Origin of the sequence: Polynucleobacter sp. MWH-Berg-3C6 (genome assembly GCF_018881855.1) — a bacterium.
Lineage (GTDB): Bacteria > Pseudomonadota > Gammaproteobacteria > Burkholderiales > Burkholderiaceae > Polynucleobacter.
The window spans coordinates 157,888-173,391 of sequence record NZ_JACVPN010000002.1; the positions used below are offsets into that span (position 1 = coordinate 157,888).

General features: G+C 47.2%; 13 protein-coding genes. 5 read left to right on the forward strand and 8 right to left on the reverse strand.

The window, feature by feature from the left end; translation table 11 throughout:
• Nucleotides 1–2 precede the first annotated feature (2 nt).
• The gene (gene alaS / locus ICN13_RS05805) at nt 3–2,627 is read right to left on the reverse strand and encodes an alanine--tRNA ligase (protein WP_216139562.1); all 2,625 of its coding nucleotides are present in this window, start codon (nt 2,625–2,627) and stop codon (nt 3–5) included.
• 125 nt (nt 2,628–2,752) lie between these two features.
• Between alaS and ICN13_RS05810 the strand changes: the two genes are divergently transcribed.
• The 3 genes from ICN13_RS05810 (at nt 2,753) to ICN13_RS05820 (ending at nt 6,592) form a co-directional block, all read left to right on the forward strand.
• Nucleotides 2,753–3,214: a tripartite tricarboxylate transporter TctB family protein gene (locus ICN13_RS05810; RefSeq protein WP_216139458.1), complete on the forward strand. Its 462-nt coding sequence runs from the start codon at nt 2,753–2,755 to the stop codon at nt 3,212–3,214.
• A 19-nt stretch (nt 3,215–3,233) separates the two neighbouring features.
• A complete protein-coding gene (locus ICN13_RS05815) occupies nt 3,234–4,736 on the forward strand; it encodes a tripartite tricarboxylate transporter permease (RefSeq protein ID WP_216139459.1) in 1,503 nt (500 codons plus the stop codon).
• A gap of 83 nt (nt 4,737–4,819) precedes the next feature.
• Nucleotides 4,820–6,592, forward strand: coding sequence for a glutamine--tRNA ligase/YqeY domain fusion protein (locus tag ICN13_RS05820; protein WP_216139460.1), 1,773 nt, complete (start codon nt 4,820–4,822; stop codon nt 6,590–6,592).
• On the opposite strand, the gene ICN13_RS05825 is transcribed toward ICN13_RS05820, so the two are convergent.
• A complete protein-coding gene (locus ICN13_RS05825; RefSeq protein ID WP_216139461.1) occupies nt 6,573–7,469 on the reverse strand; it encodes an SDR family oxidoreductase in 897 nt (298 codons plus the stop codon). The genes ICN13_RS05820 and ICN13_RS05825 overlap by 20 nt on opposite strands.
• A 27-nt stretch (nt 7,470–7,496) precedes the next feature.
• Here ICN13_RS05825 and ICN13_RS05830 point away from each other — a divergent pair, with 27 nt between their 5' ends.
• Together ICN13_RS05830 and ICN13_RS05835 are read left to right on the forward strand one after the other, a co-directional pair.
• Entirely contained in the window at nt 7,497–8,537 is a 1,041-nt protein-coding gene (locus ICN13_RS05830; protein WP_216139462.1) for a 2Fe-2S iron-sulfur cluster-binding protein, read from the forward strand.
• Between the two features lie 56 nt (nt 8,538–8,593).
• Nucleotides 8,594–9,787, forward strand: coding sequence for an acetylornithine transaminase (locus tag ICN13_RS05835; protein ID WP_216139463.1), 1,194 nt, complete (start codon nt 8,594–8,596; stop codon nt 9,785–9,787).
• 2 nt (nt 9,788–9,789) lie between these two features.
• Here ICN13_RS05835 and ICN13_RS05840 read toward each other — a convergent pair whose 3' ends face one another.
• The 6 genes from ICN13_RS05840 to ispH form a co-directional block, all read right to left on the reverse strand.
• Complete coding sequence (locus ICN13_RS05840; protein WP_216139464.1) at nt 9,790–10,503, reverse strand: ABC transporter ATP-binding protein; 714 nt, start codon at nt 10,501–10,503, stop codon at nt 9,790–9,792.
• Entirely contained in the window at nt 10,503–11,276 is a 774-nt protein-coding gene (locus ICN13_RS05845; RefSeq protein ID WP_216139465.1) for an ABC transporter ATP-binding protein, read from the reverse strand. Before ICN13_RS05845 ends, ICN13_RS05840 begins: the two co-directional genes overlap by 1 nt.
• A complete protein-coding gene (locus ICN13_RS05850; RefSeq protein ID WP_370622962.1) occupies nt 11,276–12,364 on the reverse strand; it encodes a branched-chain amino acid ABC transporter permease in 1,089 nt (362 codons plus the stop codon). The genes ICN13_RS05845 and ICN13_RS05850 overlap by 1 nt, the downstream gene beginning before the upstream one ends.
• Nucleotides 12,357–13,292, reverse strand: a complete 936-nt coding sequence (locus tag ICN13_RS05855) for a branched-chain amino acid ABC transporter permease (RefSeq protein ID WP_216139466.1) — start codon at nt 13,290–13,292, stop codon at nt 12,357–12,359. The genes ICN13_RS05850 and ICN13_RS05855 overlap by 8 nt, the downstream gene beginning before the upstream one ends.
• A gap of 64 nt (nt 13,293–13,356) precedes the next feature.
• Nucleotides 13,357–14,535 carry a branched-chain amino acid ABC transporter substrate-binding protein gene (locus ICN13_RS05860; protein WP_216139467.1) on the reverse strand — a complete coding sequence of 393 codons (1,179 nt, stop codon included), beginning with the start codon at nt 14,533–14,535 and terminating at the stop codon, nt 13,357–13,359.
• A gap of 25 nt (nt 14,536–14,560) precedes the next feature.
• Nucleotides 14,561–15,502: a 4-hydroxy-3-methylbut-2-enyl diphosphate reductase gene (gene ispH / locus ICN13_RS05865; RefSeq protein WP_216139468.1), complete on the reverse strand. Its 942-nt coding sequence runs from the start codon at nt 15,500–15,502 to the stop codon at nt 14,561–14,563.
• Between the last annotated feature and the right edge of the window lie 2 nt (nt 15,503–15,504).

A 15,504-nucleotide genomic window follows, 5' to 3' on the forward strand; every position in this document is an offset into this window, starting at 1 on the left:
ACTCATTTACTGGCCACCCAATCTTTCACGCCTTCTAGTGCTGCACCCAACTTGCTTGGGTCATTACCACCGGCCATTGCCATTTCTGGCTTACCGCCACCCTTGCCACCTACTTGCAGGGCAACAAAGTTCACGAGATCACCTGCCTTTACTTTTCCGATAGAGTCTGCGGTCACGCCTGCAATCAAGCTAACCTTATCGCCCTGGACAGATGCCAGCACAATTGCTGCGGTTTTGAGTTTAGCTTTGAGTGCATCCATCGTTTCACGCAAGACCCCTGCATCAGCTCCATCTAAACGAGCAGCTAATACCTTGAGACCATTGACGTCAATTGCTTGACCAGCCAACTCGTCACCTTGACTTGCAGCCAACTTCGAATTCACTTTCTCTAACTCACGTTCAGCCTGGCGCAAGCTCTCTTGCAATTGAGTAACGCGGTTTACTAAATCACCTGGATGGGTCTTCAGAATAGCTGCAGCCTCATTAATCTTATCTTCCATGCTTTGCAGGAAGTGAAGTGCATTATTGCCAGTAACCGCCTCAACACGACGAATACCAGCAGCCACGCCACCTTCAGAAACAATCTTGAGACTACCAATATCACCGGTGCGGGAGACGTGTGTACCGCCACACAACTCTTTAGAACTACCAATTTCTAGAACGCGTACTTCTTCGCCATACTTCTCGCCAAAAAGCATCATGGCACCAGTCTTTTGAGCATCATCCAAAGACATGACTTTGCCTGAAGTGGCGGTGTTTTCAAGAATCTCTTGGTTCACAATATCTTCTATTTTGCGAATTTGCTCAGCAGTAATTGGGGCGTTGTGCGTAAAGTCAAAACGGGTCTTAGAAGCATCTACCAATGAACCTTTTTGCTGCACATGATCACCCAGCACTTCACGTAAAGCTTTATGCAGGATATGGGTAGCACTGTGATTGCGCATAGTGTCAGCTCTTTGTTGAACATCAACTAAAGCATTCAGCACATCTCCTACTTTGAGTTCACCCTCAAGCAACTCACCTTGATGCCCAAAGACATCGGCCTGGATCTTGAAGGTGTCTTCCACTGCGAAGCGAACAGTCTCATTGCGAAGCTCGCCTTTATCACCAACCTGGCCACCAGACTCAGCGTAGAAAGGAGTGTTATCCAAAACAATCACTGCAGCATCGCCAGCCTTTACTGAAGTCACGGCAGATCCATCTAGATATAAAGCAGTTACCTTGGCGCCCTCATGTTTTAAGGTGTCATAACCATGAAACTGGGTTGGCTGGCCTTTGTAATCTAAGCCTTGGGCAACTTTGAACTTGCCTGCTGCTCTAGCTTGATCGCGCTGCTTTTGCATCGCTACCTCAAAACCTGCGGCATCAACTGTCACACCACGCTCACGACAAACGTCGGCAGTTAAATCTAATGGGAAACCAAAAGTGTCATGTAAACGGAAAGCAGTTTCACCATCAACTACTTTTGCGCCACCCGCTAATGCACCATCTAAAATTTCCATGCCATTGGCAATCGTTTGGAAGAAGCGCTCTTCTTCTTGTTTTAGCACTTCACCCACTTTATCTTGGGCAGCTCGCAACTCTGGATAGGCATCACCCATTTCTTTTACTAAAGCAGGCACCAATTGGTAAAAGAATGGTTTGCGGGCACCGAGCTTATAGCCATGTCGAATTGCACGACGGGCAATACGGCGCAATACATAACCGCGCCCAGCATTTCCGGGAATCACCCCATCGACAACGATAAAGCTACAAGCACGAATATGGTCAGCAATCACTTTTAGTGATGGGCTTTGCGCATCGCAATTTTGGCCACCAGCAGCATCCACCGCATCCTTGGAAGCCTTGATGAGATTAACGAAGAGATCAATCTCATAGTTAGAGTTCACATGCTGCAAAACAGCAGCAATGCGCTCCAGACCCATGCCAGTATCAACGCTAGGCTTAGGCAATAAATGCATGACACCCGCTTCATCGCGGTTGAACTGCATAAAGACGTTATTCCAAATTTCGATATAGCGATCGCCATCTTCATCTGGACTACCAGGAGGACCGCCAGGAATATGATCACCATGATCATAGAAAATTTCTGTACAAGGACCGCATGGACCTGTGTCACCCATCATCCAGAAATTGTCAGAAGCGTAACGCGCACCTTTGTTGTCCCCGATACGAATAATGCGCTCCGCTGGAATACCGATTTGCTTATTCCAGATCTCATAAGCCTCATCATCTTCGGCATATACAGTGACTAACAGCTTTTCTTTAGGTAACTTAAATTCTTGCGTCAATAAATCCCATGCAAGCTGAATCGCATCTTTCTTAAAGTAATCCCCAAACGAAAAATTACCCAACATCTCAAAAAAGGTATGGTGACGTGCGGTATAGCCAACGTTATCTAAGTCATTGTGCTTACCACCCGCCCGAATGCACTTTTGAGCAGTCGTGGCACGGTTATATGGGCGCTTATCAAAGCCCAAAAACACGTCCTTGAACTGGTTCATACCCGCATTCGTAAAGAGCAGGGTTGGGTCATCCCCCGGCACTACCGGACTGGACGGAACAATTTGATGGCCTTTTTTGGCAAAGAAATCCAGGTATGCCTGGCGAATTTGGGAGACTTTCATGGCAATAATTATCGCATTGGCACTAGCATAGGGCAAACGCTTAGCCAGATAGGCCCATCCTGGCTTACAATCCCACAACACCAATAAATAGATCGACACTTAAGTCGGTAATTAAGGAGCGCATCTTGAAAGTTCGCAATCAACGGGATCTAGGGGCTGGGATCATGTATATGGTCATTGGCGTCTTCTTTGCCGCCATGGCAACCCAATACCCAATGGGTACCGCTGCCAAAATGGGTCCTGGCTATTTCCCATTCTATCTAGGCATTCTCATGTTCTTGCTTGGCTTACTGGTAGCCGTTAAGGCATTTGGTGCCAAGGCAGCCATCGAGTCAATTCCTAAATTTAACTGGCGGATCATTGCCCAAATTACTGGTTCAGTAGTTCTCTACGGACTTTTACTGCCAAGGCTCGGTTTCTTGATCGCAGTAGTTGTTCTAGTTTTCGTAGCGGCAAGTGCAAGTAGAGAGTTCACCTGGAAAGGCACCCTGATTAATGCTGCCTTCTTAGTGACATTTACTTACTCAGTTTTTGTGTTGGGTCTGAAACTTCAGTTCCCACTCCTGCCAGCATTCCTACAACAATAAAGAACCGGGACACTACAAAATGGATTTATTTGCTAATTTAGGTCTCGGTTTCGAAACCGCATTTACCCTACAGAATCTCTTATACTGCCTGATCGGCTGTATCTTGGGAACCCTCATCGGCGTATTGCCTGGCCTGGGCCCAATCGCTACTATCGCGATGCTTTTGCCAGCAACGTATGCATTACCTCCAATTGCTGCTTTGATTATGTTGGCTGGTATTTACTACGGCTCACAGTACGGCGGATCTACAACAGCGATTCTCCTCAACATTCCAGGGGAGACGTCGTCGGTGGTGACTGCAATTGATGGCTATCAAATGGCTCGTAATGGCCGTGCTGGTGTTGCCTTATTCACTGCTGGCTCTGCATCCTTTTTTGCAGGTTGCGTAGCGACTTTGGTCTTGGCTGCTTTTGCCGCCCCACTCTCGCAGCTCGCGTTTAAGTTTGGTCCTGCTGAGTATTTCTCACTCATGGTCTTAGGCTTGATTGGTGCAGTTGTTCTAGCGTCCGGCTCTTTGATCAAAGCGATCGGCATGATCATCCTAGGTCTGCTAATGGGCTTGATTGGTACCGACGTGAACTCCGGTGTCTCACGTTACGCGTTTGACATTCCTGAGCTCAGCGATGGTATCGGCTTCGTTGCAGTTGCGATGGGTGTTTTTGGATTTGCTGAGATTATGAGCAATCTAGAGAAGACTAGTGACGATGAGGGCTTCCTCAATAAACTCACCAGCATGGTTCCAAGCAAGACCGATGTAAAGCGCATGATTCCATCGATCTTGCGCGGTACCACTATTGGCTCCATCCTGGGTATTCTGCCTGGCGGCGGCGCAGCATTAGCAGCCTTTGGCGCCTACTCAGTAGAGAAGAAATCATCTAAGTACAGTCATGAATTCGGTAAGGGTGCGATTGAAGGTGTTGCAGGTCCTGAAGCGGCGAATAATGCGGCAGCACAAACCTCATTCATTCCATTGCTGACTTTAGGTATCCCACCAAATGCCGTGATGGCGCTGATGGTTGGTGCGATGACTATTCATAACATTCAGCCAGGTCCGCAAGTGATGACCAGCAACCCAGCATTATTCTGGGGCTTAATTGCTTCCATGTGGATTGGTAACGTGATGCTGATTCTCTTGAACTTGCCACTGATTGGTATCTGGGTAAAGCTCTTGAAGATTCCTTATCGCTTCCTTTATCCAGCAATTTTGGTCTTCTGCTGTATCGGCGTATATACCGTGAACAACACTGTGTTTGACGTATATGTAACTGCAGGCTTTGGCTTGATTGGTTACCTGTTCTTCAAACTCGGTTGCGAACCTCCTCCATTGCTTTTGGGCTTCGTGCTCGGACCAATGATGGAAGAGAACTTCCGTCGTGCACTATTGCTGTCCCGCGGCGACTTCACTACCTTCCTGACCCGCCCACTTTCCCTAGGGTTGCTAATTGCAGCTGCCCTATTGGTCGTGATAGTGGCCTTACCAGCGGTGAAGAAGACTCGCGAAGAGGCATTCGTAGAAGAGTAATTCCTTCTACCCATCCAGAAACGAGCCCGCAGCAGTTTGCGGGCTTTTTCTTTATGGGTCAGGGTTTTCTCTACAATGTGGCTATGTCCCAAGATAGCAAACCCTCTAAAGCTAATACAGGTCCTGTGGCCGAGCCCTCCAACTTTTTACGTCAGATCATTGATCATGACTTAGCAAGTGGTGCTTTTTCACACAGAACCAATTTAGCCGGCGAGTCAATTCCGTCGATCATTACCCGTTTTCCACCCGAACCAAATGGCTATTTACATATTGGTCATGCAAAAAGTATTTGCTTGAACTTTGGTCTGGCTGCTGACTACAACAATCAGCCTGGTGGTGCGCGCTGCAATATGCGGCTTGATGACACTAACCCAGTCAAAGAAGATGTTGAGTATGCCGACAGTATTTTGGATGCAGTTAAATGGCTAGGTTTTGATTGGGGTACCCACCTTTATCATGCGAGCGACTACTTTGATCGCCTCTACGAGTTTGCTGAAATTCTGATTCAGAATGGCAAGGCCTATGTTGATAGCCAAAGTGCTGATGACATTCACGCCAATCGTGGCAACTTTGGTCAAGCTGGAAAAAATAGTCCTTATCGCAATCGCAGCCCCGAAGAAAACCTCTCTCTGTTCCGTGAGATGCGGGATGGTAAGTTCAAAGATGGTGAACACGTTCTACGCCTAAAGATTGATATGGCGCATCCTAATATTGTGATGCGTGACCCAGTGGTCTACCGTATTCGCCACACTGATCACCATCGTACGGGTAGCAAGTGGTGCATTTACCCCTTATATGACTTCACGCACTGTATTTCTGACGCGCTAGAGAATGTCTCTCACTCTATTTGTACTCTTGAGTTTGAAAACAATCGTCCTCTTTACGATTGGATCGTCAATTCCCTCAAAGAATTAGGTGTGTTTAAAGATCCTGTGCCACATCAATATGAGTTTGCACGTCTGAATTTGACATACACCATCACCAGTAAACGCAAGTTGTTGCAACTTGTAGAAGAAAAGCATGTTGATGGCTGGGATGATCCCCGCATGCCGACCATTGTCGGTATCCGTCGTCGTGGCTACACCCCAGAAAGCATTCGCCTGTTCTGCGAGCGCATTGGTGTATCCAAAGCCGATAGCTGGATTGACATGAGCACCTTGGATCAAGCACTGCGGGATGATCTTGAAGTCAGAGCACCACGTGCCACAGCAGTGCTCAAACCACTGAAGCTGGTGATTGAAAACTTTGATGCTACTGGCAAAGAGCCATGCTCAGCCCCACGTCATCCACAACATCCCGATTGGGGCAATCGTGAATTTAATTTCACCCGTGAATTGTGGATTGAAGAAGATGACTTCATGAAAGAACCCATCAAAGGTTTCTTCAGATTATTTCCACCCATTGGTGATCAGCCTGGAAGTCGCGTACGTTTACGCCATGGCTTTGTGATTGAATGCACCGGCTTTGAGACTGATGCTAACGGCAATGTGATTCAGGTGAATGCAACCCATTTCCCCGATAGTAAGAGTGGTACTCCTGGCTCTAATAACTATAAGGTGAAGGGCAATATTCACTGGATCAGTGCTGCTGAAGCCATTCCAACTGAGGTACGGCTATACGATCACCTCTTTAGCGATCCACACCCTGATAGCGGTGATAAGAATTTCCTGGACGCTATTAATCCGAACTCTAAGCAAACCATTGCTGCCTACCTAGAGCCTTGCATGAAAGAGGTCAAAGCTGGAGAGCGCTTCCAGTTTGAACGTCATGGCTACTTTGTTGCTGATGAATCCGATTCCAAACCTGGCAAGCCAGTATTTAACCGCACCGTTGGCCTTAAGGATTCTTGGAAATAGTTTTCAGAAAATGGGCTACGCTCGGATAGCGTAGTGGTCTTTTTAATTCATGCAGGCGAGTGTTCGTGACTCTTCTTGACTCGCGCATAAAAGACCACAACATTGGGTTAACCATTTTTTGCAACTCAGCAGCCGGCATTCTGGGCGGTCGATCCAGACCAAAAGCATCAGCCACCTCATCAAAGTAATCGCCCATTTTGGTTTCACCGCCATCACACGTGTTAATGACTCTCTGTGGCCTGCCGTGATAAACCGCAGCACAAATCAAGCTTGCTAAATCATCGCTATGAATGTGATTGGAATAAGCGTCCTCTTCAGAAATTAATGCTGGGGTTTTAGAGTGCAAGCGCTCAATTGGAAGACGGTTAGCAGCATAAATTCCGGGTACCCGCAAAATGGTTAAAGCCACCCCATGAGCTGGCGCCCATAAACGTAATTCGCGCTCAGCATCCACCCTTCTTTGGGCGCGCTCACTCTGAGGGCTAACTGGGGTGACTTCGCTCACCTTGGCGCCCCCGTGATCCCCATAGACGCCTGTAGTGCTGATATAGATCAAGCGCCTGACGGCATTGGATCCTTGGGCTAAAATTCGGATTAGGTTGCGGGTTCGGCAATCACGATTTCCTTGGTTTTGGGGTGGCGCTAAATGAATAACGGTTTGAGCTAAACCGGATAGGCGCCACAAAGTTTCTGGCTGATCCAGATTGCCCAATAGTGGAGTCGCGCCAACCTCCCTCAACTCCTGAAAACGACTTTGTTGAGAAGTTAAAGCAAAAACTCGATGACTCCGGGAAAGCTGTTTTGCCACCCGAAGACCAATGTCACCGCAGCCAATAATCAGGATTGAAGGTTTACCAAAAGATTGCATAAGTAACATCGTAACGATTTATTGAAAGGAATGAGAGTGTCTTATCAGGTCACGCTCAAAACGAGCGGCAAACAATTTACTGTTAACCAGGATGAAACACTCCTGGAAGCCGCCCTTCGTCAAGGCATCAAGCTACCCTATGGCTGCAAAAACGGTGCCTGCGGATCCTGTAAGGGCAAGATCGTAGAAGGTCAGGTAACCCATGGCCAGCACAGCGAGGGCGCCTTAAGTAAGGCAGATGAAACTACTGGCGGCACTTTATTTTGTTGTGCCCATCCGCAATCTGATCTATTGATAGAGGCCCGTGAAGTTCAGGGTGCCGGTGATATTGCCATTCGGAAAGTTCCGTGTCGAGTCAACACGATTGAGCGACCTAGCCATGATGTAGCAATTCTGAAACTTCAACTTCCCGCTGCTGAACGCTTTCAGTTCCTGGCAGGCCAGTATCTGGAGTTCCTCCTCAAGGATGGCCAGCGCCGCGCCTACTCTATTGCCAATGCGCCAGACCAAGAAGGTCCGCTTGAGCTACACATCCGCCATTTACCTGGCGGCGTGTTTACCGACTTTGTGTTTGGAGCGGCAAGTCCGGCACTGAAAGAAAAAGATATCCTGCGCTTTGAAGGTCCTTTAGGTAGCTTCTTTCTCAGGGAAGACTCCAAAAAGCCCATCATCTTTGTAGCTGCAGGTACTGGCTTTGCCCCGATCAAATCGATCATCGAGCAAATGCAGGCCAAAAAGATTCAAAGACCTATTGAGCTCTATTGGGGCGGACGTCGCCCTAGCGACCTGTACCTAGATGATTTATGCAGGGCCTGGCAAAAAGACATTCCCAACTTCCAGTACATTCCGGTGATCTCAGATGCCCTCGCAGAAGATGTCTGGACTGGCCGAACCGGCTTTGTGCACCAGGCCGTTATGTCAGACCATCCTGATATGAAAGGCCTTCAGGTCTATGCTTGTGGCGCACCGGTCATGGTAAATGCCGCAAGAGACGACTTTTCATCTAAATGTCACCTGCCTGAGGAAGAATTCTTCGCGGACTCATTTACCAGTGCCGCAGATTTAGCTACCAACTAAACTCCGATAAAGTTAGATAATAGAAACCTCATTAGCCCCAATTACCCAAGTTCAGTATGAATAAGCCAGCCCAAGCGATCGACACCAATTCAGTGATGTTCATCACCCAACGCCCAGAGGTCATCATGGTCGAGGGTAAGGGTTCATGGTTAACCGACAACAATGGCAAACGGTATTTAGATTTCTTGCAAGGTTGGGCAGTTAATTGTTTAGGCCACAGCAATCCTGGAATGATTGAAGCGCTGAACGCGCAAGCAAAAAAGCTCATTAATCCAAGTCCAGCGTTTTATAACGAGCCAATGATTGGCTTATCTAATCTGCTGACTGCCAATAGTTGCTTTGACAAGGTGTTCTTTGCTAACAGCGGTGCCGAAGCAAATGAAGGTGCGATCAAACTTACGCGCAAATGGGGTCAACTCCACAAGAATGGCGCTTTTGAAATCATTACTTTTGATCATAGTTTTCATGGTCGCACCATCGCTACTATGAGCGCCTCTGGAAAGCCAGGCTGGGATACGATGTTTGCCCCACAAGTAGCTGGATTTCCAAAAGCAGATTTGAACGACTTGGAGTCTGTCAAAAAATTGGTGACTGATAAAACTGTTGCAGTCATGCTTGAGCCAGTTCAGGGTGAAGGTGGCGTGATCCCCAGCACTAAAGAATTTATGCTTGAACTACGTAAGTTCACCAAAGAAAACAACATCCTTCTGATTGCCGATGAAGTGCAGGCGGGCTGTGGCCGTACGGGCACCCTCTTTGCCTATCAGCAATACGGAATTGAGCCGGACATCATGACCTTAGGCAAAGGTATTGGTGGTGGCGTTCCGCTGGCAGCACTGATGGCCACTAATGCAGCAGCTTGCTTTGTGCCGGGCGACCAAGGTGGTACCTATAACGGTAACCCACTGATGACTGCTGTTGGCATCAGTGTGATTGAGCAACTACTGGCCCCAGGATTTTTAGATAGCGTCAAAGCTAAAGGCGAATTACTAAAATCAGAACTGCTAAAGCTAGTTGCAGAATTCAATCTTGAGGGTGAGCGTGGTGAAGGTTTATTGCGTGCCCTCATGCTCGGCAAAGATACTGGTGGAAAATTGGTTGAACTTGCTCGCGATCGCAGCCCTGAAGGTCTATTAATCAACTCACCAAGACCAAACTTATTACGCTTTATGCCTGCTCTGAATGTCAGTGATGATGAGATTCTTCAGATGTGCGGCATGCTGCGTGAATTACTCAAGCAAACTGCTTAAGTCTATTCACCTAAGTAGGCTGTTCTCACTCTAGAGTCTTCTAGCAATTCTTTTCCACAGCCACTCAAGGTAATTAATCCGCTTTCCATGACATAAGCACGATTAGCCATTTGTAAAGCCAATCGTGCGTTTTGCTCTACCAAGAGAATCGTCATGCCATTGGCCGATAGATTGCGGATAACATCAAAAATAGTTTCGACCATGATGGGCGATAAACCCATGGAAGGCTCATCGAGCAGCAAGAGCTTTGGTTCTGCCATCATTGCCCTGCCCATCGCTACCATTTGCTGCTCGCCACCGGAAAGCGTGCCCGCCAATTGCGATAAACGCTCCTTCAATCTCGGGAAATAGGAGTAGACCTCCTCTAACTTTTGCTTAATAGCAAGGGCATCTTTTTTCAAAAAGGCCCCCATCTGCAAGTTTTCCAAAATAGTCATGCGCTTAAACACGCCCCGACCCTCTGGAACCATTCCTAAGCCCAGCTGGACCAACTCATATGCTGGCAGCCTCTCTGCACGGTGATCTAAAAACTGAATTTCGCCTGCCGAAGGAGTCAGTACACCAGAAATCGCCTTCAAGCTTGAGCTCTTACCAGCGCCATTGGCACCAATTAAAGCGACTAGCTCGCCTTGATCAACATGCAAATCAATTCCTTTGACGGCATTAATGCCGCCATAAGAAACTTTGAGATTTTTTACATTCAGCAGGGCGCTCATTACACTGCCCCCTGGCCAAGATAGGCTTTGATCACTTCTGGATGTACGCGCACATCTGCAGGCTTACCAGAGGCAATCACTTTGCCGTAATCAAGTACTGTCAAGCTGTCGCAAATACCCATGACTAAACTCACATCATGCTCAATCAATAGAATTGTTTTACCATCCGTTTTAATACGCAGTAATAACTCGCGTAGCTCTAATTTTTCAGTGGCATTCATACCTGCAGCTGGCTCATCTAAAGCCAAGAGCTTAGGTTCAGTAGCTAAAGCCCTTGCAATCTCTAGGCGACGTTGATGGCCATAGGAAAGATTGCGTGCCTCCATATTGGCAAACTCAGTGAGCCCAACATAAGCAAGTAAGGCCAGTGATTTATCGCGGATAGATTGCTCTTCACGCTGAGTTCCCGGAAATCGAAAGATTGCCCCTAGGATTCCAGCCTTTGAGCGGCAATGGCAACCCACCATCACGTTCTCAAGAGCTGACATTTCACCAAAGAGACGAATGTTCTGAAAGGTTCTAGCTAAACCCGACTTTGTTACCTCCGAGACCGACTCCGGAAAGTAAGACTTTCCATCGAATAAAAAAACACCTGAGTCTGCTGGATATAAACCGGTAATCACGTTAAAGAAAGTGGTCTTGCCTGCTCCATTAGGCCCAATCAAGCCCACAATCGATCCATGCGGTACTTGTAACCCAACTGCTTCAAGCGCGCGCACTCCACCAAAACGCTTAGAGACGTCTGCAACATCCAGAAGTAAGCGGGCTGACATCACTTAGCCTCACTCTTTTGCCAAATGCCGCCTGGGCGATACAGCATGATCAAAATAAGAGCTAAGCCATAAATGAGCTGGCGAAGAACTTCCACATCCACAACAAGATGCCCAAATAAAGCTTGTTGAAGAGGCTGTGCAATGGCGCGCAATACTTCCGGAAATATTGCCAAGAGAACTGCGCCAAGAATGACGCCAGGGATATGACCAATACCTCCTAGCACCACCATTGCTAAGACGACAATCGACTCCCAAAGCGTAAATGATTCAGGAGAAACAAAGCCCTGAAAAGCAGAAAAAAGAACGCCTGCAACACCGGCAAATGATGCTCCAATCGCAAACGCCAGCAACTTCATATTGCGCGTATTAATGCCCATCGCTTTAGCGGCAATCTCATCTTCACGAATTGCAACCCATGCCCTACCAATACGTGAATCTTGCAAGTGAATGCAAACGATCGCTACAGCAATCGCTAAGGTCAGAAATAAATAAAACACTAAATACAGACCAGGAATTTGGACAAAACCGAGATCTAAAGGCTTTGCGAATGAAATTCCAAAGAGCTGGATTGGATCTATTGCAGTGATACCTTTCGGTCCATTGGTGAGATTGAGTGGGCGATCCAGATTATTCATAAAGATACGAATAATTTCTCCGAAACCCAAGGTCACAATGGCCAAGTAATCACCACGTAACTGTAATGTTGGAAAACCTAAAATGATTCCAAATAGCGCGGCCAGAATGATTGAAAATATGGCAACCATCCATGGTGAAAAATGCATTCCTTCCGGAAAGGCTGCTGCAATAGTTGCAAATTGCTGCGGCAAATGGGGAGATGCCAGTAATGCAAAGCTATAAGCACCAAGAGCATAAAAAGCGATGTAACCTAAATCGAGTAGGCCAGCAAAACCCACAACGACATTGAGTCCCAGTGCAAGAACGATATAGAGCAACGCAAAATCAAGTACTCGTACCCAGTAATTTCCGCCACTAGCGCCCACTACCCAAGGCAAGAGAATAAGCGCAACAACACCAATCCACCAGTAAGCGGATTTTGGTAAGCGATGAAATAGCGCTCCCTTAGGCACGATCAGAAACCCTTTCCCCCAAGAGACCGGTGGGACGCAAGACTAGTACCAGGATTAGCACCAAGAAAGCAAAGATGTCTTGATAGTTGGAACCAAAAACACCGCCAGTCAATTCACCTATGTAGCCCGCACCTAAAGACTCAATTAAGCCCAAAAGAAGACCGCCCAACATCGCGCCTTTTAAATTGCCAATGCCCCCAAGTACAGCCGCTGTAAATGCTTTCAGACCCGGGATGAACCCCATATAAAAATGGACGTTGCCATAGTTGCTTGCAATCATCACGCCAGCTAAACCTGCAAGAGCGCCACCCAGCATGAAGGTGATGGAGATTACGCGATTGGGATTAACGCCCATCAACCCAGCAATTTGAGTATTCTCGGCTGTGGCTCGCATTGCTCGACCTAATTTAGTTTTTTCAACCAAAAACAATAAGCCACACATTACAGCTAGAGCAACTAGGATGATCACGATCTCTTTGCCAGTAATGGTTGAGCCACTTCCCCATAACTCAATCGGAATTGACGGCAATAACTGTGGGTAGGTCATTGGATTGCGCGACCAAATCATCATGGCAATGGTTTGCAGCAAGATTGACATACCAATTGCTGAAATCAAAGGGGCCAAGCGTGGAGCATTGCGCAAAGGGCGATATGCAATACGCTCTACCCAATAACTTAGGCCCGCGCATACCGCCATCGTCACTGGTAGAACAATTAAGAGTGTCAGCCAACCTGGTAAGTCGCTGGTTAAACCCAGAATCAATCGCAACAAGGAAAGCGAGACCATGGCACCAATCATCAGCACTTCGCCATGGGCAAAATTAATAATCCCCAAGACCCCATAAACCATGGTGTAACCCAAGGCAATCAAGGCATAGATGCTACCGAGCACTAAGCCATTGATGATTTGCTGAAGGAGAATATCCATTGAGAAAATTGCGCTCTACAAAAAAATAGCACCGCATCAGCGGCGCTATTTTTATCAGAGTGAATTACATCTTAATCACGTCAAGAACTGTTTTCTTCTTGTCTTTGAAGTCATACAAAGTAATGACGCCTTCTTTCATATCGCCTTGATTATCAAACGCGATATTGCCAACCAAACCCGTCATTTTTGTATCCGGCATTACAACCAAAATCTTAGCTGGATCAGTTGAATTAGCCCGCTTCATGGCATCAACCAAGACATAGACTGCATCATAGGTAAATGGTGCATAAATCTGAACATCGGACTTAAAACGCTCCTTGTATCGTTTCTGGAAGTCGGCTCCCTGCGCCATTTTTGATAAAGCCATGCCGGCCTCTGAGCAAGTAACATTCACCACAGCATCGCCAGCCAATTCCGCCAGCTTCTCTGTACACATACCGTCACCGCCAACTACTTTAGCCTTAATACCAAGCTCAGCAGCCTGCTTTGTTAATGGACCACCAGTAGCATCCATGCCGCCATACATAATGACATCAGGCTTGCTACCTTTAATCTTAGTAAGAATGGCCTTGAAATCGGTTGCCTTGTTATTACTTGCTTCCCGAGTAACGACTTTGACACCAGCAGCTTTGATTGTTTTTTCAAATTCATCAGCCAAACCTTTGCCATACTGCGTCGAGTCATCAATGATGGCTACTGTTTTCGCCTTCAAAGTACCTACAACATAGTTAGCCAATGCCGGGCCTTGCTGCGCATCTGTTGCCACTAAGCGATAAGTTGTTTTAAAACCTTGCTTGGTGTAATCAGGATTAGTGGCTGATGGAGAGATTTGAGTAATCCCCGCATCACTATAGATTTTTGATGCAGGAATACTGGTTCCAGAATTCGGATGGCCTACTACGCCAGCAACCTTAGCATCTACTAATTTCTGCGCTACTTGAGTAGCAGTCTTCGGATCTTCAGCGTCATCCTCAGGGACTAATGTCAGAACTACTTTCTTGCCATCGATGGTGAGACCAGATTTATTAATCTCTTCAATAGCCAAGCGTGCGCCATTTTCATTATCTTTACCTAAGTGGGCGATTGGGCCAGTCAAAGGAGCCACATGCCCGATTTTGACCTCAGTGCCATCTGCTGCAGCCTTGTCGCCACCCTTGCCACAACCCAACAAGATGACGGTTGCCGCCGCTACTGCAATAGTACTTTTCACAAAAATCACTTTTGACGCTTTTGAATAAATCATGCGCAGCTCCTCTGTTATAGATACTTCAGTCAACTAAATTTTTTGGCAATGAAAATGTAACGTCCTCAACCACGCCATCTAAGGCGCGAACATGTCGCGGACCAAACTCTTGAATACGCGCCACGATGGATTGCGCAAGGCTTTCAGGTGCGGATGCGCCAGCAGTTAATCCAATACGCTTTTTACCTACAAACCACTCTGGTTTCAGTTGCTCGGGGGCGTCGACCATGTAAGAAGGTACGCCTAATTTTTCTGACAATTCTCGCAAGCGATTCGAGTTCGAACTCGCTGCACTTCCCACCACAATAACTACCTCTACCTGCGGAGCCATGAATTTCACTGCATCTTGACGGTTCTGGGTGGCATAACAAATATCTTGTTTACGTGGCTGCACAATATTAGGAAATTTTTTCGTGAGTGCCCCAACAATTTCTTTGGTTTCATCTACAGATAATGTAGTTTGGGTAACGAAAGCAATCTTTTCATCGCCTGAAAAAGATAAAGCCTCGACATCAGCGACATTCTCAACCAGAAAAACGCCCTCTTTCACTTGCCCCATGGTTCCCTCAACTTCAGGGTGCCCCGCGTGACCGATCATCAAAACAGTAAAACCTTCTTTGCACATCTTGACCACTTCAAAATGCACCTTAGTCACCAATGGGCAGGTCGCGTCATACACCTGCAAGCCACGATCTTGAGCATCTTTGCGCACCTCTTGAGAGACTCCATGGGCACTGAACACCACGATTCCACCTTTGGGAACCTCATGCAGTTCTTCCACAAACACAGCGCCCTTCTCGCGCAATTCATTCACCACATAAGCGTTATGAACAATTTCATGGCGCACATAAATTGGTGCCCCAAAACGGGTGAGGGCTTCATTAACGATATTGATAGCGCGATCAACGCCCGCACAAAAACCTCGGGGCTGGGCCATCAAAATTTCAAGTTTGTCTGGATTGGTCATGT